This window comes from Alteromonas sp. Mac1 (assembly GCF_001562125.1).
In the GTDB taxonomy this organism is placed as follows: domain Bacteria; phylum Pseudomonadota; class Gammaproteobacteria; order Enterobacterales; family Alteromonadaceae; genus Alteromonas; species Alteromonas stellipolaris.
Map to the genome: position 1 here is coordinate 1,235,854 of NZ_CP013932.1, position 23,003 is coordinate 1,258,856.

6 protein-coding genes and 2 pseudogenes are annotated in these 23,003 nt (G+C 47.6%); 4 read left to right on the forward strand and 4 right to left on the reverse strand.

Translation table 11 applies throughout. The features are described 5' to 3' along the window. Positions 1 to 250: 250 nt before the first annotated feature. Positions 251 to 16,005, forward strand: a pseudogene (locus AV939_RS05170) (BapA/Bap/LapF family large adhesin); the annotation flags it as partial. Positions 16,006 to 16,058: 53 nt separating this feature from the next. Further along, a pseudogene (locus AV939_RS20165) lies at positions 16,059 to 16,178 on the forward strand (IS110 family transposase); the annotation flags it as partial. Positions 16,179 to 16,223: 45 nt separating this feature from the next. Here AV939_RS20165 and AV939_RS05175 read toward each other — a convergent pair. After that, complete coding sequence (locus AV939_RS05175) at positions 16,224 to 16,778, reverse strand: dienelactone hydrolase family protein (protein ID WP_063457305.1); 555 nt, start codon at positions 16,776 to 16,778, stop codon at positions 16,224 to 16,226. A gap of 169 nt (positions 16,779 to 16,947) precedes the next feature. Between AV939_RS05175 and AV939_RS05180 the strand changes: the two genes are divergently transcribed. Further along, positions 16,948 to 17,985 (forward strand): IS110 family transposase, encoded by a 1,038-nt coding sequence (locus tag AV939_RS05180; RefSeq protein WP_061997253.1) that lies wholly within the window; start codon positions 16,948 to 16,950, stop codon positions 17,983 to 17,985. 1,018 nt (positions 17,986 to 19,003) lie between these two features. Here the strand turns inward: AV939_RS05180 and AV939_RS05185 are convergent. The 3 genes from AV939_RS05185 to AV939_RS05195 form a co-directional block, all read right to left on the reverse strand. After that, positions 19,004 to 20,404, reverse strand: a complete 1,401-nt coding sequence (locus tag AV939_RS05185; RefSeq protein ID WP_057791739.1) for a DEAD/DEAH box helicase — start codon at positions 20,402 to 20,404, stop codon at positions 19,004 to 19,006. A 92-nt stretch (positions 20,405 to 20,496) separates the two neighbouring features. Beyond that, positions 20,497 to 21,153, reverse strand: coding sequence for a CoA transferase subunit B (locus AV939_RS05190; protein ID WP_057791741.1), 657 nt, complete (start codon positions 21,151 to 21,153; stop codon positions 20,497 to 20,499). After that, positions 21,153 to 21,884, reverse strand: coding sequence for a CoA transferase subunit A (locus AV939_RS05195; protein WP_057791743.1), 732 nt, complete (start codon positions 21,882 to 21,884; stop codon positions 21,153 to 21,155). The genes AV939_RS05190 and AV939_RS05195 overlap by 1 nt, the downstream gene beginning before the upstream one ends. Before the next feature lie 205 nt (positions 21,885 to 22,089). On the opposite strand from AV939_RS05195, the gene AV939_RS05200 reads away from it, so the two are divergent. Next, positions 22,090 to 22,977: a LysR family transcriptional regulator gene (locus AV939_RS05200; protein WP_057791746.1), complete on the forward strand. Its 888-nt coding sequence runs from the start codon at positions 22,090 to 22,092 to the stop codon at positions 22,975 to 22,977. The last annotated feature ends 26 nt before the right edge of the window (positions 22,978 to 23,003 follow it).

The following is a 23,003-nucleotide window of genomic DNA, read 5'->3' on the forward strand; positions in this document are numbered from 1 at the left end:
TCCATCAAATACGAAACCTTTTGATTAATCAATGAGGTGCCGAAGGTTTCATGGTATAGGCTTTAAAATTTACCTGCTTGTTTGTCGTATAGAATCATTAGACGTTGTAAGCGGTGAGTATCGCAGCTTTCTAAATAAAAAAAGGCCCCGATACAGATGAAGTGACCCCATTAAGTTGGACTCATTTCTAAGCGGCAACCAAGGCCTGATTTCGATATTGTATCATTAGCAGAAGGTGAATATTCTGTTTGACACGACTGCACCGGCAATTGCGTTAGATGCACAAGGCACTGACAACGACACTACGCCTTCGCTTTCTGGTACAACCGATGCCGCACCTGGCAGTACGGTTACATTGACCATCACCGATAGTGCGGGCAACACGCAAACCGTGACTGCGATTGTTCAAGCTGATGGAACCTACAGCGCAGACGTACCGGCTGAATTAGCTGAAGGCGAATTTACGGTTAACGCCAGCGTGACAGATGAAGCAGGAAATACGGCCAGTGCCGAAGCACAGGGCGCTATCGACGTGACTGCACCAACCATCTCATTAAACGACCCTGGAATAAATGGCGATGCTACACCCGCACTTTCTGGTTTAACGGATGCGGTACCAGGAAGCACAATAACACTTAACGTTACCGATAGTGCAGGCGTTACTCAAACCTTTACCACCACCGTACTAGCCGATGGTACTTTTACCGTTGAAGTTCCAAATGCTGTGGCTGAGGGTACATACAGCGTAACTGCAGAGGTGACCGATGGTGCGGGTAACATAGCGCAAGCAACAACTAGCGGCGATTACGATTCTTCTAGCCCGTCGACGACCCTAAATCAACCTGCACCGACGAACGATACAACGCCAAACATGTCTGGTGAGACTGATGCACCTCCTGGTAGTGAAGTCGTCATTGTCGTTACAGATAGTGAGGGTAACGAACAAACGATAGTTACCACTGTAGGCGCAGACGGCACATTCAACGAAGATGTATCAGCGGAGCTTAGCGAAGGTGAGTACACGGTAGATGTTACTGTAACGACACCGGCAGGTAATAGCTCTACCACTACAGTAACCGGCGAAATTGACACCACGGCGCCATCCATTAGCCTCGAACCTATTGGCTCAACCAATGATGACACGCCAGTGATAATTGGCGACACCGACGCAGAACCAGGTGCAGTAGTAACACTAGAAATCGTGCATTCAGATGGCACTACGCAAACTATTACTGCAATTGTGCAAGAAGACGGTAGCTTTAGTGCTGAAGTGCCGCAAGCACTCGCAAACGGCGACTTCACGATAACCGCTACTGTATCTGATGTGGCGGGCAACACCACTTCGGTATCAATCGATGCAGTTATTAATACCCAAGGTCCGAACGTCGTTATTGAAACCGGCTCTCCTACCAACGGTAGTGAAGGCATAGGGGGTTCGTCAGACGCCCCTAATTCAGAGGTTGTGGTTGTTATCACCGATAGCGACGGCAACAGTCAGACAATAACGGGGACAACCGATGAGAATGGCAACTTCAATGTAGCATTCCCTCCTGGCTCTGAAGAGGGCGCATATGAGATTGAAGTGACGGTGACAGACGAAAATGGTAATAGCTCTACCGCCACGGCCACTACTGTACTTGATACCACCCCACCGGTTGTGAATATCGACCCGCAAACGGATACTAACGACACAACACCAACGATTTCAGGTAATACGGATTTGCCCGCAGGCAGCGAAGTCGTTATTACCGTTACCGATAGCCAGGGTAATACGCAGACTGTTACCGCCCTTGTTGATGAAAATGGTAATTTCAGCGCCGATGTCGAAGAAGCGCTAGCACAAGGCAACTATGAGGTTTCTGTCGAAGCAACTGATGCAGCGGGTAATACAACCACCGCTGTCGACAACAGTGGCAACATAGACACTACCGCACCAGTACTTTCTCTAGACCCGCAAAGTGACGTTAGCGACACCACGCCAACGATTTCAGGCTCTACCGATTTACCACCTGGTTCAACAGTAACCATTGTGGTGACCGACAGCGCTGGCAACACACAAACTATCGATGCCATCGTTGATGAAAACGGTGATTTTAGCGTCGACGTGCAAACGCCGCTTACTGAGGGTGAATATACCGTAGAGGCCAGTGCTACAGACGATGCAGGCAATACAACTACCGTTACTGAAAATGGCGGCAACATTGATACGCAAGCACCTACCATTTCACTAGAGCCACTTGGCACCGGTAATGACACGACACCTTCAATTAGCGGTTCAACGAACTTAGAAGTGGGCAGCACGGTTACACTTACCGTTACCGATAGTGCTGGAAACAGCCAAACCTTTACTGCCACAGTAGACGCGAACGGCGAATTTAGCGCAGACGTTCCTGCCGAACTCGCTGACGGCGACTACACTGTTGAAGCAACAGCTACCGATGCTGCGGGTAATAGTGCTTCGACTTCACAAACTGGCACCGTGGACAGCAATGCGCCAAGCTTAACCCTTGACCCACTGGGTGATGATAACGACACCACGCCCACTATTTCCGGCACTACCGATTTACCCGCTGGCAGCACTGTCACACTGTCTGTTACCGATGCGCTTGGCAATACGCAAACATTTACGGCAACGGTAGACGGTTCGGGCAACTTTAATGCCGATGTCCCCAATCCTTTAGCGGAAGGTGAATATAGCGTAACGGCGACGGCAACCGATGCGAACGGCAATACCGCTACAGCAACGGAAACTGGCGGTAATATCGATATTACATCGCCGCTGGTTAATTTAGATGCACAAGGCAGTACTAATGATACTACGCCAACCATCTCAGGTAACACAGACCAGGCACCAGGTAGCAGTGTATCAATCACTGTTACAGACAGTGCGGGAAATACACAAACCTTTGACACTGTTGTCGAAAATGACGGTACCTTCTCTGTTGACGTGCCGGCAGAGCTTGCCGACGGTGACTTTACCGTTACCGCCACAGTCACTGACGATGCGGGTAATCAAGACTCTGCGTCAACACAGGGCAATATTGATACCGCAGCACCAACACTATCGCTTGACCCTCAAGACATTGGCAACGATATCACGCCACTAATTAGTGGCACGACAGATTTACCACAAGGTAGCACGGTAACACTGATTGTCACCGATAGCTTAGGTAATCAGCAAACCATTGAAACCCTTGTTGATGAAAACGGAAACTTTAACGCTGAAGTACCTAGCGCATTGGCAGAAGGTAACTACACCGTTACAGCAACCGCTGTCGATGACAATGGTAATACCGCGAGCGTGACAGAGAACGGCGGCATTGTAGATACAACCGCACCATCGCTATCTTTAAACCCAGTGGGTTCTGGTAACGATTCCACACCAACTTTATCGGGCAGCACCGACCTGCCTGAAGGAAGTGTTATCTCGCTAACGGTCGTTGATAGCGCAGGTAACACGCAAACTATCAACACCTTGGTCGATGCTAACGGCAACTTCTCTGTCGACGTACCGCAAGAACTCGCTGATGGAGACTACACGGTTACTGCCTCGGCAGAAGACGGGGCAGGCAATGAAGTTACAGACAACGAAACTGGTAACATTAACACCAATGCACCCACGTTAGTGCTAGATGATCAAGGCGAAACGAATGACAGCACGCCCACTATTTCAGGCACCACAAGCTTACCTGAAGGAAGTACGGTAACCTTGACCGTAACGGATAGCGCAGGGAACACGCAAACGATTACCGCGACGGTAGGCACCGGCGGAATCTTCAGTGTGGATGTTAATACCCCGCTGACTGATGGAGCATACACAGTAACCGCCAGTGCGACCGACGGTGATGGCAATACTACAGCGGTGACCGATAATGGCGGCACCATTGATACTACCGCGCCTACGCTTACCCTTGAAAACCTTGGCAGCACGGGTGACACCACACCTACGCTTTCAGGCACCACTGACCTTCCTGAAGGAAACACGGTTACGCTTGTCGTAACAGATAGCGCTGGAAACACGCAAACTATCAATGCCTTGGTCGATGCAAATGGTAGCTTTAGCGTAGATGTGCCAAACGCACTAGCTGACGGCGACTTTACTGTGACTGCCACTGCAACCGACAGTGCAGGCAATACCGCGAATGCCAATACAACAGGTAATGTAGATAGCGAAGCGCCGCTGTTAACCCTTGATACACAAGGCGCTACCAGCGATGTTACCCCAACTATCACAGGTACTACCGACGTGGCACCTGGCACACTGGTTACCATTACTGTGGTAGATGCCAATGGTAACTCGCAAAGTTTCCAAGCAGCCGTGCAAGCAGACGGTACATTCAGTGCCGATGTGCCTAGCGCTCTGGCTGAAGGCGACTTTACCGTTACGGCAACAGTAAGCGATGCACAAGGCAACACCGCGACGGCAAACGAAACAAATGGAAGTATTGATACACAAGCGCCTATTGTTACCGTTAACCCGTTAGATTCAGGTAATGACACTACGCCGGTTATTTCAGGTAATACAGATTTACCTGAAGGCTCTGTCGTTGTGATCACCGTAACTGACAGCAATGGTGACACGCAAACCATTAACGCATTGGTTGATGCTGACGGCAACTTTGCAACAGAGGTATTGTCTCCACTGCCTGAAGGAGATTACAGCGTCGAAGTTACTGCAACAGATGATGCAGGTAATTCAACAACCGCATCTGAAGACGGTGGCAATATTGACACCACTGCTCCTGTACTTTCGCTAAACCCGCAAGGCACAGGCAACGATGAAACGCCTAACATATCGGGCAGCACTGATTTAGCAACGGGAAGCACGGTAACGTTAACCATCACTGATAGCGCAGGCAATACACAAACCTTTGACGCCATTGTGGACGCGAATGGTGACTTCAGCGCGGATGTTCCAAACGCTATACCAGACGGCAGCTACACGGTAACAGCAAGTGCCTCAGACGATGCGGGTAATACAACTACCACCTCTGATACCGGTACGCTAGATACCAGCGCGCCTGCGCTGACACTAGATGCTCAAGTTACGGTTAGCGATACTACACCAACCATATCGGGTACGACTGACCTACCCGCCGGTTCGACCGTTACGCTTTCAGTCACTGACAGTGCTGGCAATACGCAAACCTTTGCTGCACTAGTTGATGCGAGCGGTAACTTTAGTGCTGATGTCCCCGCGCCTCTTGCCGAGGGCGATTACTCAGTAACGGCTACCGCTACTGACAGCAACGGCAATAGTGCATCTGTCACTGATAATAACGGTATCGTCGATACCGTCGCCCCCGTTATTTCGCTAGATGCGCTGGGTTCAAATAACGATACTACGCCTACCATTTCAGGTACTACGGACCTAGCAGCAGGTGAGACTGTAACAGTTTCGATTACCGACAACGCTGGCAATATCCAAACTGTCACTGCAACGGTTGATGCAAACGGCAACTTTACTGTAGATGTGCCAGCTGCGCTGGTCGAAGGTGACTATACGGTTACCGCAACGGCCACCGACGATGCTGGCAACAGTGCGTCAGCCAATGCAACGGGCACCATCGACACCACAGCACCTACCCTAACCTTAGATCCTCAAGGATTAGGCAATGATACAACGCCAACCATTTCGGGTAGTACAGATCTAGCCGAAGGCAGTGTTGTATCTTTGGTTATCACAGATAGTGCAGGCAACATTCAAACGGTTACAGCAACGGTTGATGCTGCAGGGAACTTTACGGTTGACGTACCCGCGGCACTGGCTGAAGGCTCGTACAGTGTTGAAGCTACCGCCACTGATGAAGCAGGCAATAGTACTTCGGGACTCGATAATTCGGGGAATATCGACATCACGCCACCTGAGCTAAACCTTGACGAATTAACGCCAGAGAATAACGCTACGCCAACTATTTCTGGCACCACAAACCTTCCAGCTGGCGCCATTGTTACATTAACGGTGGTCGACAGTGCGGGTAATACGCAAACCTTTGCCGCTACGGTACAAACCGACGGCAGTTTTGCAGCCAATGTACCTTCACCATTAGCTGAAGGTGACTATACGGTCACCGCAACCGCTCAAGACGCTGCAGGCAACCAAGGTTCTGATTCTGAAACTGGCGGTAGCGTCGATTCAACCGCGCCAATGATTACCTTAGATCCATTTGGTACAGGAAACGATAACACACCAACTATTAGCGGTAGCACAGATTTGGATGCAGGCAGCACGGTGACGATTACAGTAACTGACAGTGTTGGCACTGTGCAGTCGTTTACTGCAACCGTAGATGGTAACGGCGACTTCAGTGCCGATGTGCCTAATCCTATGGTTGACGGAAACTTCGATGTTACTGCAACCGCGACTGATGCTGCAGGCAATACCGCTACAGATACAGTAAGTGGCGATATAAACTCAGCAGCGCCGACCTTATCGCTTGAACCATTAGAGTCAGATAACGACACCACGCCAACCATTTCAGGTAATACCGATTTAGCACCAGGTAGCACTGTAACGCTAACTGTGACTGACAGTGCTGGAAACACACAGACATTCAGTGCCATAGTGCAAGGCGATGGAAGCTTTACAGCTGATGTCCCTGCAAGCTTACCTGAAGGTGACTATTCTGTTACTGCGACCGCCACTGACGGCGCTGGCAACAGTGCATCAGTAACCGAAAATGACGGAAACATCGATACCATAGCCCCATCGATAACCATCGATACACAAGGGCTTGGCAATGATGCAACGCCATCTATCTCTGGAACCACAGACCTCAATGCTGGCGACACAGTTAGCATAAGCGTGACAGACAACGCTGGAAATACCCAAACATTCACAGCAACCGTTCAAAACGATGGCACTTACAGTGCTGATGTTCCTGCCGATTTAGCTGAGGGCAGTTTCAGTGTGACCGTCGCTGCGACTGACGATGCGGGTAATTCAGCAACCGCAATAGATAATAACGGCATCATAGATACAGCAGCCCCCACCATAACGTTAGACGCACAAGGTCTAACCAACGACGCTACACCGACTATATCGGGAACCACCGACTTGGCTGCGGGCAACACTGTAAGCATTAGCGTGACTGACAACCAGGGCAATACGCAAACCTTCACAGCCACCGTTCAAGCGAACGGCAGCTTTAGCGCTGATGTGCCGGTTGACCTTGCAGAAGGCGATTACACCGTAGAAGTGACGGCGACTGATGATGCAGGTAATCAAAACACAGCGGTTGATAACAACGGTACAGTTGACACCACTCCACCTGTTATCAACTTAGATCCAGTGGCCAGCGGTAATGACGTAACGCCAATATTGAGCGGTACTACTGACCTTCCAGAGGGAGCAACAATTACACTGGTTGTCACCGATGCAGGCGGTAATGTACAGAATCTTACCGCTTCGGTAAACGCGGATGGCACTTTCTCAGTTGAAGTACCCAGCGCGCTTGTTGATGGCGATTACGATGTAACAGCCAGTGCGAGTGATGCTGCAGGCAATAGCACGACCGTCGCTGATAGCGGCAATATTAATGCGACCGCACCGGACATTACGTTAGATGCCCTTGGTCGAACAAACGACGCTACACCTCTTATTTCAGGTACAACGAATGCGCCAGGTGGTTCCACCGTCACTTTAACAGTAACAGATAGTGCTGGAGCAGTTCAAACCTTTACTGCAGCAGTACAAGGTGATGGCACCTTTAGTGCAAGCGTGCCTGCTGATTTGGCAGAAGGTAACTACACCGTTGTCGCAGAGGTGACTGACGGTGCGGGTAATACGGGTTCTGACTCTGAAACTGGCGGTGTGGTAGATACCACATCCCCGGCTATTGATGTGGAAGATCCAGGTGTTGGCAATGATGCAACACCAACCATTAGCGGTACAACCGATCAACCTGTTGGAAGCACGGTTTCAATTACCGTCACCGATAACGCTGGCAATGTACAAACCTTATCAGCAACCGTACAAAGCGACGGCTCCTTTAGCGTAGAAGTACCTGCCACTATGGCAGAGGGTAACTACACAGTTCAAGCTACCGTCGTTGATGAAGCTGGCAATACAGCGTCCGACGCTGAAACCGGCGTAATCGATACGATTTCGCCTGTTATTACGCTGGACGAGCCAGGCGCAGTTAACGATTCAACACCAACCATTAGCGGTACTGTAGATTTGCCTCAAGGTTCTACAGTGCAAATAACCGTTGTTGATAGTGCGGGTAATACCCAAGTGTTCTCTGCACTGGTTGCCGCGGGCGGCGTATTCTCTGCCGACGTACCAGCGGCGATGGCTGAAGGAAACTTCACTGTTTCAGCAACCGCCACTGATACAGCAGGTAACAGTACAACCGATAACGAGACAGGTGTAGTCGATACACTAATACCTACACTTACTATAAATGTTGCCGATACCACTAACGACGCGACGCCACTCATTACCGGTACAACCGATGAACCTGCAGGCTCTGTGGTCACTATTTTGGTAACGGATAGCGCTGGTGCAACCCAGACCTTAAGTGCTGTTGTACTAGCCGATGGGTCTTTCTCTATCTCCCCGGGTACCGATTTAGCTGAAGGCGACTTCACGGTAAGCGCTACTATTAGCGATGAAGCAGGCAACACAGCGACAGCAGGTGATACAGGAAACATAGACACTACAGCACCATCACTAACCTTAACGCCACTAGAGGAAGGCAATGACACAACGCCTACCCTATCTGGTAGCACAAACCTAGCGCAGGGTAGTGAAGTTACTCTTGTAGTAACTGACAGCTCAGGAAATGTTCAAACCCTCACAGCTACGGTTGATGTAGATGGAAACTTTACAGTGGATGTGCCTGCGCCATTGGCAGAAGGTGCATACAGTGTTGAGGCAACAGCGAGTGATGAAGCGGGTAATAGCACCAGTACTGTAGACAATTCGGGCGTTATTGATACGACAGCCCCTAGCCTATCGTTAGACGCGTTAGACTCAGAGAGTGACACAACGCCGACGATATCAGGTAATACTGACCTGCCTGCAGGTGCTACGGTAACGATTACGGTTACGGACAACGCAGGTGTAAGCCAGACCTTCGATGCAACCGTTCAGGGAGACGGCAGTTTCTCGGCCGACGTGCCTAACCTAATGGCTGAAGGAGGCTATACCGTCACAGCGGTTGCCCAAGACCCAGCAGGTAATGAGACTACTGCCACTGAAACAAACGGTAGCGTAGACACTACCGCGCCGACTATCAACTTAGATGCACAAGGCACAGGTAACGATACCACGCCGACGATCACCGGTAGCACCGATTTAAGCCCAGGTAGTTCAGTGACCATAACCGTCACCGACAGCGCAGGAGCAGAACAGACATTTACGGCTATTGTCGATAGTAACGGAGACTTCAGCGCCGATGTGCCTAATGCAATGGCAGACGGTAACTTCAATGTTAGCGCTACCGCCACTGATGCCGCTGGAAACTCAGCATCTGATACTACCAGCGGAAATATTGACACCAGCGTACCAAACCTAACCTTGGATCAGCTTGGTACAGGAAATGACACAACACCGACCATTTCCGGTACTACAGATATTGCGCCAGGTAGCATCGTATCCATCAGCGTTACTGATAATGCTGGTAATACGCAAACCTTTGACGCCATTGTTCAAGCTAATGGCACCTTCTCTGTAGATGTGCCAGCGGCCTTATCTGAAGGTAATTATTCTGTCACTGCGACTGCCACTGATGCCTCGGGCAATACGGCGACTGCAAACGAAAATGGTGGAGTTATCGATACTACTGCGCCTGCTGCGCCTACTGTTGATGCAGGCAATGGTACCGAAATTACCGGTACAGCCGAAGCAGGCGCTGTCGTAAACGTAGACGTTGACGGTGATGGCATACCTGATTTCACGGTTATTGCTGATGGCGATGGTAACTGGTCAGTAACACCCAGTACACCGCTAGCAGATGGCGTGGTTGTCACGGCAACAGCAACCGATGAAGCTGGCAATACGAGTAGCCCAGCGTCAGATACAGTAGACGCTGTTGCGCCAATCGTTGCCTTTAACGACCTAACGACTAACGACACAACGCCTGCACTTACCGGTTCGGTAGACGATCCAACCGCCATCGTGGTCGTTACCATTAACGGTACAGACTATACCGCGACAAACAATGGTGATGGCAGCTGGACACTGGCTGACGATGCAGTAGCTGCGCTGGCTGAAGGTAGCTATACCGCTACGGTTACTGCCACTGATGCCGATGGTAACACCGGAACTAACTCTGGTACTGTGGTGATTGATACCACTGCACCAGCATCGCCTACCGTCGATGCTGGCAACGGCACAGACATTACCGGTACCGCTGAAGCAGGCGCAACCGTTAATGTGGACGTGGATGGCGACGGCACGCCAGACTTCACCGTCATCGCAGATGCCGATGGCGTAATTGTGACCGTAACGGCAACTGACGCAGCGGGCAACATTAGCAACCCAGCCTCAGACACCGTTGACGCGGCGGCGCCAGTCGTTGACTTCAACGACTTAACAACAAATGACACTACACCAGCGCTGACAGGTACGGTTGATGATGCGAACGCAGTTGTGGTATTGACTATCGACGGTAACGACTACCCCGCCACCATTAACGGTGATGGCACTTGGACACTGGCTGACGATGCAGTGGCTGCACTTGCAGATGGAAGCTATACCGCAACCGTTACTGCCACGGATACTGATGGCAATGTGGGTTCAAATTCAGGAACGGTAGTGATTGATACTACATCACCTGCGATCCCTACTGTAGATGCGGGTAACGGCACCGAAATTACTGGTACCGCCGAAGCAGGGGCAACCGTGAATGTGGACGTGGATGGCGACGGCACGCCTGATTTCACCGTCATTGCTGATGGCGACGGCAATTGGAGTATTACGCCTGATACACCACTTTCCGATGGCGTAATTGTGACCGTAACGGCAACTGACGCAGCGGGCAACATTAACAGGTACGGTTGATGATGCGAACGCAGTTGTGGTAGTGACTATCGACGGTAACGACTACACCGCCACTAATAACGGTAACGGCACGTGGACGCTGGCTGATGACGCAGTCGCCACGCTCGCCGAAGGCAGCTATACCGCAACCGTTACCGCAACCGATCCTGACGGTAACGTCAGCACCAACACCGGTACCGTAGTGGTTGATACCACAGCACCAACAGCGCCAACTGTTGATGCCGGTAACGGCACTGAGATCACAGGCACTGCAGAAGCGGGCGCAACGGTAAATGTAGATATAGACGGCGACGGCACGCCAGATTTCACCGTCATCGCGGATGGCGACGGCAATTGGAGCGTTACGCCTGATACACCATTGTCTGATGGTGTTGTAGTAACGGCCACGGCTACAGATGAAGCGGGCAATACCAGCGGATCTGCGTCTGATACCGTAGATGCTGTAGCGCCGGTAGTGGACAGGTACGGTTGATGATGCGAACGCAGTTGTGGTAGTGACTATCGACGGTAACGACTACACCGCCACTAATAACGGTAACGGCACGTGGACGCTGGCTAATGACGCAGTCGCCACGCTCGCCGAAGGCAGCTATACCGCAACCGTTACCGCAACCGATCCTGACGGTAACGTCAGCACCAACACAGGTACCGTAGTGATTGATACCACTGCGCCTACGGTTGCAATAAACGACTTGGCCACCAATGACACCACGCCTGAACTTACCGGTACAGTGAACGATCCGAATGCAATTGTGGTGGTGACGATTGACGGCAATGATTACACCGCTACCAACAATGGTGATGGTACATGGAAACTAGCCGATGATGTAGTCGCCACGCTCGCAGAGGGTAGTTACCCAACATCTGTGAGTGTCACAGACGCCGCGGGTAACACGGTGACCAACACAGGTACCGTAGTGGTTGATACCACTGCGCCTACGGTAGCCATAAACGATCTGACCACCAATGACACCACGCCTGAACTTACCGGTACGGTAAACGACACCAATGCGGTTGTGGTAGTAACCATTGACGGTAACGACTACACCGCTACCAACAATGGTAACGGCACATGGACACTAGCTGACAATATTGTCGCCTTGCTTGCTGAAGGTAATTACACGGCAACGGTTACCGCTACAGATGCCGTGGGTAATTCTGACTCAGCTACAGGTTCAATTGTTATCGATACCAGTATTGATGAAAACAATAATGGTCAAACGGTAACGTTCGACAGTATCTCAAACGACTCTGGGGTGGCTGGAGACTTTATAACCAGCGACAGCACGCTAATTTTCAATGGAACAGTTGACCTTGGTGACAATACTACTCTGACTGTCATTATTGATGGCACGTCCTATACCTTTGGCACTGACTCTGAACTCACCATTGATGGCAGCGGCAACTGGAGCCTGGATTTAACAGGTACAACGCTACCAGCGGGTACCTATTCGGTAGTGGCAACAGTCACCGACGACGCCGGTAATTCGGCAAGCACAGCGAGCCAAAATGTGGTTGTACAAGCCCTCGATGCCATTAATGATGGAAACGGAGTCGATATGGGCGAGCCTGTGGTCACGGTCAACCCACCAGAAACCACCAGCAACGTAGATGTTATCGGCTTAGTTGAAGCTACAGGCGGTGTTGATGCAAGTGCATCCTTTACCGTTTCCCCTAACCATGTAGGTGAAGTGTTAGTAGAGGTTGACCAAATAGCACTGGTTGCTGTTGCCGATGCCTACATTGTTGAGGTGTATGACGAGAGCGGTCAGCTTGTTTACCAAGGAGTAAGCGCAGATTCACAACTTGCCGATGTCGGTGGCCTAGACATTTTTGATGTTACCGGCGACGAGACCATTTCGTTCACGTTAGCAGGCCTTGATGCTGGCAACTACAGTGTGGTGGTTCGCAATGATGAGAACTTACTTGAAGATTTGTTAGACAATGACAACAGTAACGATATTGACCTTGATGAGCTTGGTACAGCTGGCGTGGTACTTGGGCCAGACAATCAGGCGGTAGTTCTTGATACTATCGAAGCAACGTTAAATACCGGCGTTTTAGGTATTCCACTTGGTACGGTTGGCACGCAAGTAAGAGGAGTACTAGAGACACTTCTGGATACGACTACAGTAATTGGCGCAGGCCAGCTTGTTAATTTACTTACCGCCCCTCTTGATGCAATTGGCTTAACTGGCTTCCTTGATGATATTTTAAGTGTTGTTGCCGATGCGTTGCTTAGCAATACCTTAACCCTTTTACAAGACACTGACATTACCACCACGTTAACGGAATACACTTATACGGGTGATTTAGTGGCACAAGGTAACCTAATTAATGGTGATTTAAGTGGCGTGGGCGCGGACACTATCTTAGACGGCGCGCAAGTGACGCTTGTTACCAATGCATCTGGTGATAGCGTTACTGTTCCTGCTACAGGTACAGTTACTATTCAAGGTAATTATGGTGTACTAGAAATTGCTGCAGACGGTACGTATACCTACACTGCCGACGGCGATCGCAGTGCAATCGGCCAAGATGAAGTGTTTAACTACACCCTATCAGACGGTGCAACCTCTGATATTGCGGCACTTACCATCACCATTTCTGGCAGCGACTTCCCTCCAGTAGTAGCACAGACAGATAATAATGACATGGAACTGGGCGCACAAACTGCCATTGTAAATGCACCAGTTACCGACAGCGACTTCCAGGTGATAGGCTTAGCAGAAGGCTCACCAGTGGCAGGTTCGCCAGAGGCTAGCACAACGCTTACCGTTGATGCTGGTTTCTTTGGCGAAGTGGTAGTCGAAGTCAGCCAAACAGCGCTGGTTGCCGTTGCCGATGCGTATCGTGTTGACATTATTGATGCAGATGGCAACGTGGTTGCTACAGCTATGACGCCGGACAATCCGTTAATAGGTGATGCGGTAGGTATAAACCTTATCGGACTAACCGGTGACGATACGCTGGTTGCAAAATTCTCAGGGCTACCTGCCGGTGATTACACCGTGGTTGTTCGCAATGATGAAAGTGCCCTTGAAACATTATTCGACCAAAATAGCGACGGCTCGATTACGCTAACAGAGTTAGGTGATGGCGGCGTAGTGCTTGGGGAAGAAAACCAAGAGGTAGTGTTAACTGCTGTTGAGGACGCACTAAACGGCACTAACGCGAGTATATTAAATGGGCTTGGTTTAGGTACGGTTTTACGCACCTTCATTCTAGAGCCAGCTTTAGGTGCAACAGAGACAATAGGTGCCGGTGACTTGGTCAGCACTATTACTAATGGTCTAAACGGTCTCGGGTTAAGTCTTCTTGCAGATAGCGTGTTAGATGCTGTCGCAGCGGCATTGCTAAGCAATACACTTACCTTGCTTCAGTCTACCGATATAACTTCAACACTCACTGAATACGCGTTTGAAGGTAGTACGACAACATCAGGTAATGTTATTGATGCCGCTAATACAGGCGATGTAGCCGATAGCATTGCCGAGGGCGGCGTAGTGACGCAAGTTACCCATACTAATGGTGAGTCAGTGACTGTATTGGGTACTGGGCTATCGGGCGTAACTATTGAAGGCGACTATGGTGACCTCACCATCTTTGAAGACGGCAGCTACACCTATGTAGCCAACGGCGTGCGCGACGGCTTGGGTAGTACAGATAGCTTTAGCTACACCATTTCAGATGGTACGAATACCTCTACCGCAAACTTAAACTTTAATCTATCAGGACAAGGGGTATCTGCGGACTCGGCTCGTGCTGAACTCATTTATGATTTTGCTAGTAGCACTGGTTATGCTGAAGCCGAGGCGCTTGAATACACTTGGCTGATTGGCGCTCTTGGTATTGTTATTCCTGCCACTGTAGATACCCAAAGCAACACGTTTACAGTGGCAACGGATACCACTATGGATCTTAACTTAACAGTGGATGGAGGCGATCTATTATCATTGGGCTCAGGACTGGACCTATTCATTGAGCGAAACAATAACGGCACATGGGAAGTTGTTGAAACCTTCTCCAGTGACCAGTTGATAGGCCTGCTTGGCCTCGACGGAAATGGTAGCTTTACTTCATTTGGTCTTACAGCAGGTGAATACCGAGTGACAATGGATGTGGATACAGGTTTAGCCAGTGCTCTTGGTGGCGTTAGTGTCGATTTAAGCTCAACAGTTTACTTCTTAGACCAATTTGTTGTTGAAGAAGTACAAACCGCTACGGGCAATCTGTTCGAAAACGATGTACTGTTTGGCCCAACATACGATGTAACTGTATCTACTGATGGAACAAACTTCCAAAACGCTACGGGGGGCATCTCGTTAGTGGGTGCTTACGGCACGCTGCAAATTGACGAAACGGGCGCGTACACTTATACCCCGGACAATACGCAAGCCGTATTTGGTGGAACCTTAACAGATACCTTTACTTACCGTATTGAGTATCCAGATGGTACTGTCGAACAGGCTGAGTTTAACGTGTTTGTGACGGCATCTGGTGAAGGTGTAGCAGTAGTAGAAACAAGTAACTCAGCTGAAACTATGGCAAATAGTTCATCGGGGTCGGTAAGTGCATCACAAGGTATAGAAACGGAAGCAACTGATGAACCCAAAGCGCCTAACGTTGTTGAATTTAGTGCGCAGTCTGAACAAACCGTCGAGTTAAACACTGATTCTCAAGTGGTGACATCTGAGAGCACATTGCCGGAAGACATAATTACCCTTCCAGAGGAAAACGATATTGTTACCATCGGGCTGGAAACCGAAGTAACGATTGATACCGTAGATCTTGAGCTTCCACCAGAAGATTTGATTTTACCGTCGATAGAGTCTATTCCTTCTGATTCTGAAAGCGATAGCACATCGGTAGCTGAGCCTGGGAAGCTGTCTGGTGATACTGCTAAAGAGAATGACGGTAGTATTGGCATTGCTACTCCAACGGAGTCAGATGTGCTAAAAACGGCAATCGATAAATTCCCAACAACGGATATTTAATGTAAAAGAGGCTTGGACTCAGGCCTTTTAATTTCAGCTTAATACATGCTAAGTTTAAAGCCACTTATAAGAGGTTAGTGGCCGCAGGGAAACCGAAGAAAGTCGCCATCATTGCCTGTGTGAGGAAGATGGTTGTCATATTAATCTCAATGGTTAGAGATGGAGTCACGTGAGAAGAAAAAACGGTTTAACGAGGGAGTTGAAACCATAGTCGTTTGTTAGATGGCACATTTCTCATAAGTCTGAATCTCAGATTTAAACCCCTCTTGGTTATAATTATTAGAGTACTTATTCATAAAGCCGTGTAAGTGAGGGACTTGTTTGATTTTAACATTACATTTGTTGCTTAAACTAGAAATAAGCTCCCCAACTGAAAAATGTTCCTCTTTGATTGGAAATCGCAGTTCGATAGGAAATAAAGGAGTGATATCTTTGTTATTTCTTATCTGTGAGCCGTAGTAGCAGATTGCGCTTTTTACATTATGACAAATCGTTGCATCGTTTGAGATATTCCAGATTGCTGATGCACCAACACTAAATCCAATAAGTTGAATAGGCGCAGAGGTGTTTACTAGTAAGTTTTTGAGTGCGCAAGTGTAATTTTTGAGACCGATATTTTCCGAGAAATAACGATAGGCCGTTTCCTCATCTAAAAAATCCATATTTTTGCCATTGTACGGATCTAAGATCAAATGCTCCTGACAAATTAATGAAGCCAATTCGGTTAAAGGTTCGGTTTTACCGAATATATCAGTGATAATTAGGGTTTTCATTGAGCTTTCCGTGCCATCTAACTTTTCAATAACGGGCGCAGGCACGTGGGGCATAATGGCGAAGCCGCCCCGCGTGTATGCGTCCCAGCGAGATAATTGGACTCCACAACCTAATAGGTTGGTCTAACATTTACGTTGTCACACACAAAGGTTAGGTAGGAGTCCATGTATGTATAATATGCTCACTGGTGTAGATTTAGCAAAAAAAGAGATTCAAGTTTGCGTTGCTAAATCGAATAAAATAATTCGCAATATGGCGATGACGCCCACCGCTTTTTCTAATTGGCTAGCCACTCAAAAGCCAATGACAGTTGTTTTCGAAGCGTGTGCAACGTCAAATTATTGGTATCAATGTGCGCGTGAATACGGGCATGATGCCCGTTTAATATCAGCTAAGCTTGTATCGAATATTCGTCAAAACCAAAAGACTGATAAGAATGATGCCGAGGCGGTTTTACAGGCATCACAACTTAGTAACGTGAATTTTATTAGCGGGAAGTCTAAGGAGCAGCAAGAGCTTCAATCGCTTGTTCGTATGCATCAACTATCAGTAAAGCATAAAGTTGCTTACGGGAATCAACTTTGTTCGTTACTTTTAGAGTTCAACATTAAGTTATCACCAACAGATACGGGGTTGAACAGTGCAATACAGTCGATATTAGAAGATGCAGAAAATGGATTTAGCGCGATATTCAGAGATGCATTACACACGGCATGGCATCAATACCTTAAGAGTATAGAACTCGTGAAGCACTACGAACAGAGTGTAGCTAGAGCCAGCAGAGCATCAGAAGCTTGCAAAAATCTCATGAAGATAGAAGGTGTTGGCCCGACAAATGCGGTTAACCTGTACATAGCGCTAGGTTGCTGTGAGTTGGGTGTTTTCAAAAAAGCGCGAGACGCTGCTGCGTGTATTGGTTTAACGCCAATACAACATTCTTCAGGTGGTAAAGTGCGCTTGGGTTCTATAGGTAAAAATATCCGGAATTCGTCATTGCGCGCTAACTTGGTTGCAGGTGCGATGTCAGCAGTAAACCAGGCAGTTAAACGTGATTCACGAACCAAGAAAGATGAATGGATTAAAGGGGTAGTAGAGCGGCGAGGTAAACGGTGCGCTGCTGTGGCACTGGCCAACAAAACAGTAAGAACGGCATTTTCGTTGCTACGCAACGGAACTGAATATAAAGCAGAGTTATTAGCTGCTTAGTTTTAAGTTAACAACTAAATGCGCCATACGAGATAAAAATCAGCTTGGTAAGCCAGTGCTGCGCTCAGGGCATAAAAGCCCGCCAGCGAGATGTGGCATCAAGTTCGCGTAAATATCATAGAGCCGGGATAGCTTCCCATTATGAGCTCGTACATAAGCACGCATTACATCTTGAATGGTAAAAATAGTTGTTGACTATGGGGAGTCCACATAAGCGGAGCGAATGTGTTTATTGGTTTGTTAGGTGCCGCTCTATCTATAGGGAGATCTGAAGTGTTCGATGTACAGTCCATTGCTTGATATTTCCTTTAAAACAGTTTGCGAAGCGGTAGGTACGCCAATATAAGAATAATAATCGTACCCAAAGTGCACGAATGCTTCTTTTGATTCCAATTTACACCAATAATTTGCACGGAGTACAGAGCGAAAAATATCTTCGATATTCTCGATATCGATCACTTGCCCATTGCTAATCGAGGATTGATTTGATGAATCTTCTAATTCACTAACTTGAAGAGATTCAATTTTATTCTCTTTAAGGAGCGATTTTAAGCTATAAATGTAGGCGCTTTAGGTAGTTACATAATCTTCAATACTAACTAATTGCCCAACATCGGAATATTCCGTCCATTCGTTAGCCAGGTATTCTCCATGCTCATTTCTACTTTCTGGATTGTACTTACTGAGTCTAAATTCCCTCATAGGCACCTAACAATTTACTAGACCCCAAAGCGGTCTGTCTAAACACACCAAACTGGTGTTTTTAATTCTATCCATATCGTCAGATTACTCTCTAACTTCTCTAAATAAAACAATAAATCAGAATGGTGTTTTTTGCTCATGAATTAAAAATACCAAAATGGTGCTTTAGGGGCGAGTGGTGTACTTTGCTCAAATGCTGCAACGTCTAATATAAGTTGATGGGCTTATCTGAATACAGAAAGCAAAAAAGGAGCCCTAAGGCTCCTTTTTAATAATATGAATCTTTAACCGAAGAATTATCCGATTCAAACTATACCTAGCTATTTTTATCGCTATTATCTAAATCTGTATCCACGCCGTCATCTAGGTTAACGCCGGTTTCAAATTCGGTATCGTCTTCAGGCTCAAGTTCTACTTTTCTTGGCTTACGTTTCACTGGCGCCATACCAATTTCAGTACCTGCCATGGTGTCCACACGGCGTACTTTTTTCGCAACAGCAGCTTCTGCACCATCTTGCTTACTGGCTTTGTTTTTCTGCGTATCTTGTTTAGGCGTAGGAGCTTTGATCCCTTTAAATTTAGCGGGTAGTGCCTCGTGAGCCTCACACTCCAGTTCATACTGTAAATGTGCCTTAAGCGCTATGAAGCTCTTCCAATCGCGAGGGCCAACAAATGAAGCGGCTTCGCCTTTTTGCCCAGCACGGCCAGTTCTACCAATACGGTGAATGTATTCATCGGCATTTTTCGGTAAATCAAAATTAATAACCAAACCAACTTTAGATAAATCTAAACCTCTTGATGCCACATCGGTAGTCACCAATACAGAATGTTGCCCGCGAGCGAACTCACTCATAATTGCAGCACGTTGATTTTGTGGTAAATCACCTCGTAAGGCGATGGCCTCAAGCTTGTCTTTGTTTAACATGGTGGTTAAACGGTCGGTATCTTCACGGGTTGCGGTAAATACAATTGCTTGATTATAAGTACGATTAGAAATTTCGTGATGAAGCAGGGCGTCTTTATGCTCGATATTATCGGCAAAGAAACATTGTTGCTGAATATCGCCATGATGTGCCGTTGAATCACCTACCGAAACTCGAACAGCAGCTTTAGTTAAACGCGCAGTCATGTAATTAAGTTCAATGCTATCTAATGTGGCAGAAAACAGCATTGTTTGGCGTTTACGGTGGTTTGCAAACTCATTAATCATGTTTAGCTGTTCTGAAAAGCCTAAATCTAGCATGCGGTCAGCTTCATCAAAAATAAGCAGTTCTAGGCCATTTAAAAATACACTTTTGTCTTTTAAATGGTCGGCCACTCGACCAGCAGTGCCCACAATAATATGTGGGTTTCGGCGAAGTGCTTTTACTTGGTCGTTATAGTTTTCACCACCTACAACAAGCGTACAGGCTAAGTTTAGGCCGGTACACATGGTTTTGGCTTCTATGAAAACTTGCTTCGCTAATTCGCGAGTAGGTGCAAGAATAAGAGCGCGGGGGTCTTGTCGACTTAATGCCTTTTGCGACATTAAACGATTAATGGCCGGAATTAAAAATGCGAGTGTCTTGCCCGATCCCGTTTTTGAAGAGGCGATAATATCTTTACCCTGAATAGCAGAAAGCATGCTTTTTTCCTGAATTTCAGTTAACTCGGTAAAGTTTCTACTTTCGAGTTTGGTAATGATTTTGTGATGAACGGGTAAGTCAGTAACTAGCAAGATTCGGCCTCATGAATAATAACGTCACGTATTATCCCTTAAAGGCCGATATTATGAAAGCTTGCTATGCGTTTACCTTGGCGAAAATGCAGTTAAACCTGCATTTCAGTCACATTTTGTGCTACAACCAGTTTGCCGCCCGTTTTTGCTTGTATATCTTCAACCGTTACACCTGGAGCGCGTTCTTTAAGTAAGAAGGCGCCATCAACTACTTCTAATACAGCAAGGTCGGTAATAATTCGGGTTATGCAATTTACACCGGTTAGCGGCAGGGTGCAGTCACTGAGTAGTTTTGGGTTGCCATGTTTATCGGTGTGGGTCATGGTTACAATAATGTTTTTAGCGCCTGCCACTAAGTCCATAGCGCCCCCCATACCTTTTACAAGTTTTCCGGGGATCATCCAGGACGCAATATTACCGTTTACGTCTACTTCAAATGCACCTAGCACGGTAAAATCAACGTGACCGCCACGGATCATGGCAAAGCTTTCCGCAGAGTTAAAAATTGAAGCTCCGGTAATGGCGGTAACGGTTTCTTTACCCGCGTTAATCATATCTGCATCTAGCTCATCTTCCTGAGGGTAGGGGCCCATCCCCAATAACCCATTTTCAGATTGAAGCATTACACTAATGCCATCAGGAACAAAACTGGCGGCTAACGTAGGAATACCTATTCCTAAATTGACATAATCACCATCTTTGAACTCTTGAGCCACACGCATTGCTATTTGATCTCGAGATAATGCCATTATTGTGACTCCTTTGCTGTGGTGCTATTTACCGTTTTCGCGACAACCTTACGTTCTATGCGCTTTTCAAATTCCCCTTTTATGACTCTATTTACATAAATGCCGGGCGTATGAATTTCGCTAGGGTTTAGCTCACCTGGTTCAACAATCTCTTCTGCTTCTACCACTGTAATAGCGCCAGCAGTGGCAGCCATAGGATTAAAGTTTTGAGCAGTGTGACGATAAACACAGTTTCCGTATCGGTCGGCTTTCCACGCTTTCACTATGGCAAAGTCGCCCGTAATGGCTTCTTCTAAGATATAAGGGCGGTCATTAAACGTTTTCACTTCCTTACCTTCGCCTACAGGCGTGCCATAGCCAGTAGCAGTATAAAAAGCGGGAATCCCTGCACCACCAGCACGCATCTTTTCGGCTAGCGTGCCTTGCGGCGTAAGTTCAACTTCAAGCTCTCCATTTAATAATTGCTTTTCAAACAGGGCGTTTTCACCTACGTAAGAAGACACCATTTTCTTAATTTGTTTGTCTTCCAGCAAGATGCCTAGTCCAAAACCATCTACACCACAGTTATTAGAAACCACAGTAAGGTCTTTAGTGCCCATGATTTTAACTTGAGCAATGAGTCCTTCTGGAATGCCACATAGTCCAAAACCACCAGCAATAACTGTCATACCATCGGTCAGCCCTTCCATGGCTTCTTGATAGGTAGTCACGACTTTGTCGAATCCCGACATGGTACTTCCCCTTAAATTAAGCATTGATAAAATGTGTTAAGTAAAAGTATCAACAATGTTATCAGTTATGTAAAATTGAATTAATCACTCAATTAATAAGTTTTATTTATTAATTGAGTTGTCGTTGATGGTTATTAGTTTTTCGGATTATGGGCAAGTCAATGTGTTGGCTACATTTCAAACATAGGGTGTGGGTCTTAGTTAAATGAATATTTCATACAGAAATTTGCAAGCTTTTATTCACGTAGCGCAATCAAGCACGTTTGCTGAGGCGGCTATTAAGCTTCACCTTACCCAGCCGGCACTTTCATCTGCAATAAAGAAAATGGAAGAACAGCTTGGCGGGAAATTGTTTAGTCGTAGCACCAGGCATGTGGCGTTAACCAAAGAAGGTGAAGCCTTATTGCCCAATGCCATTAGAATAATGCGGGACTGGGACGACACTTTTGGTGATATTCAGAACCTTTTCGCCATGGCAAAAGGGCGGCTAACCATTGCGGCTATGCCTTCCTTTGCAGAATCACATTTACCGCATTTACTTAAACGGTATCACCAACTTGCGCCTAATATTAATCTGCGAATTTTAGATGTGGTGATGGAGAACGTGATTTATGAAGTATCAGAGGGCAGAGCCGAGATGGGCTTCACCTTCGAACCGCAGCAAAATGAGGGGCTTATATTTACACCTCTTTTCGAGGATTGTTTTGTAGTGGTGGTAAACCCGCAGCATGAATTAGCAAAAGCGAAAACGGTTAGCTGGGAAGCATGTATCGAGCACCCTATGGTAATGATGAATAGAGGCTCTGCAGTAAGAATGTGGACTCAACAGAAAATAAGTACTGTGGGTGATGCGGTGATTGTTGCCGAAACGGGCCAGTTAGGTACCCTTGGTCAGCTGATTAAGCAGGGGTTAGGCATTGCTATTATGCCATCGTTGTGTATTTCATCAATGGAAAGCATTGGCCTAACCGTGCTTAATATGAAAGACGATCCCTTAGTGAAAAGGGTAGGTATGGTGAAAAACGCCAAGCGCGATATGTCAGTGGCTGGGCAAGCACTTTGGACTGACGTGTTACACCACTACCAAAGGTAGCGTATCAATCACTTGTGAACTAGCGC

What these genes read in the sequence shown, in the direction of transcription:
- AV939_RS05175 (WP_063457305.1), bottom strand. Translation starts at nt 16,778, where the DNA reads ATGAAAACCCTAATTATCACTGATATATTCGGTAAAACCGAACCTTTA.
- AV939_RS05180 (WP_061997253.1), top strand. Translation starts at nt 16,948, where the DNA reads ATGTATAATATGCTCACTGGTGTAGATTTAGCAAAAAAAGAGATTCAA.
- AV939_RS05190 (WP_057791741.1), bottom strand. Translation starts at nt 21,153, where the DNA reads ATGGCATTATCTCGAGATCAAATAGCAATGCGTGTGGCTCAAGAGTTC.
- AV939_RS05195 (WP_057791743.1), bottom strand. Translation starts at nt 21,884, where the DNA reads ATGTCGGGATTCGACAAAGTCGTGACTACCTATCAAGAAGCCATGGAA.
- AV939_RS05200 (WP_057791746.1), top strand. Translation starts at nt 22,090, where the DNA reads ATGAATATTTCATACAGAAATTTGCAAGCTTTTATTCACGTAGCGCAA.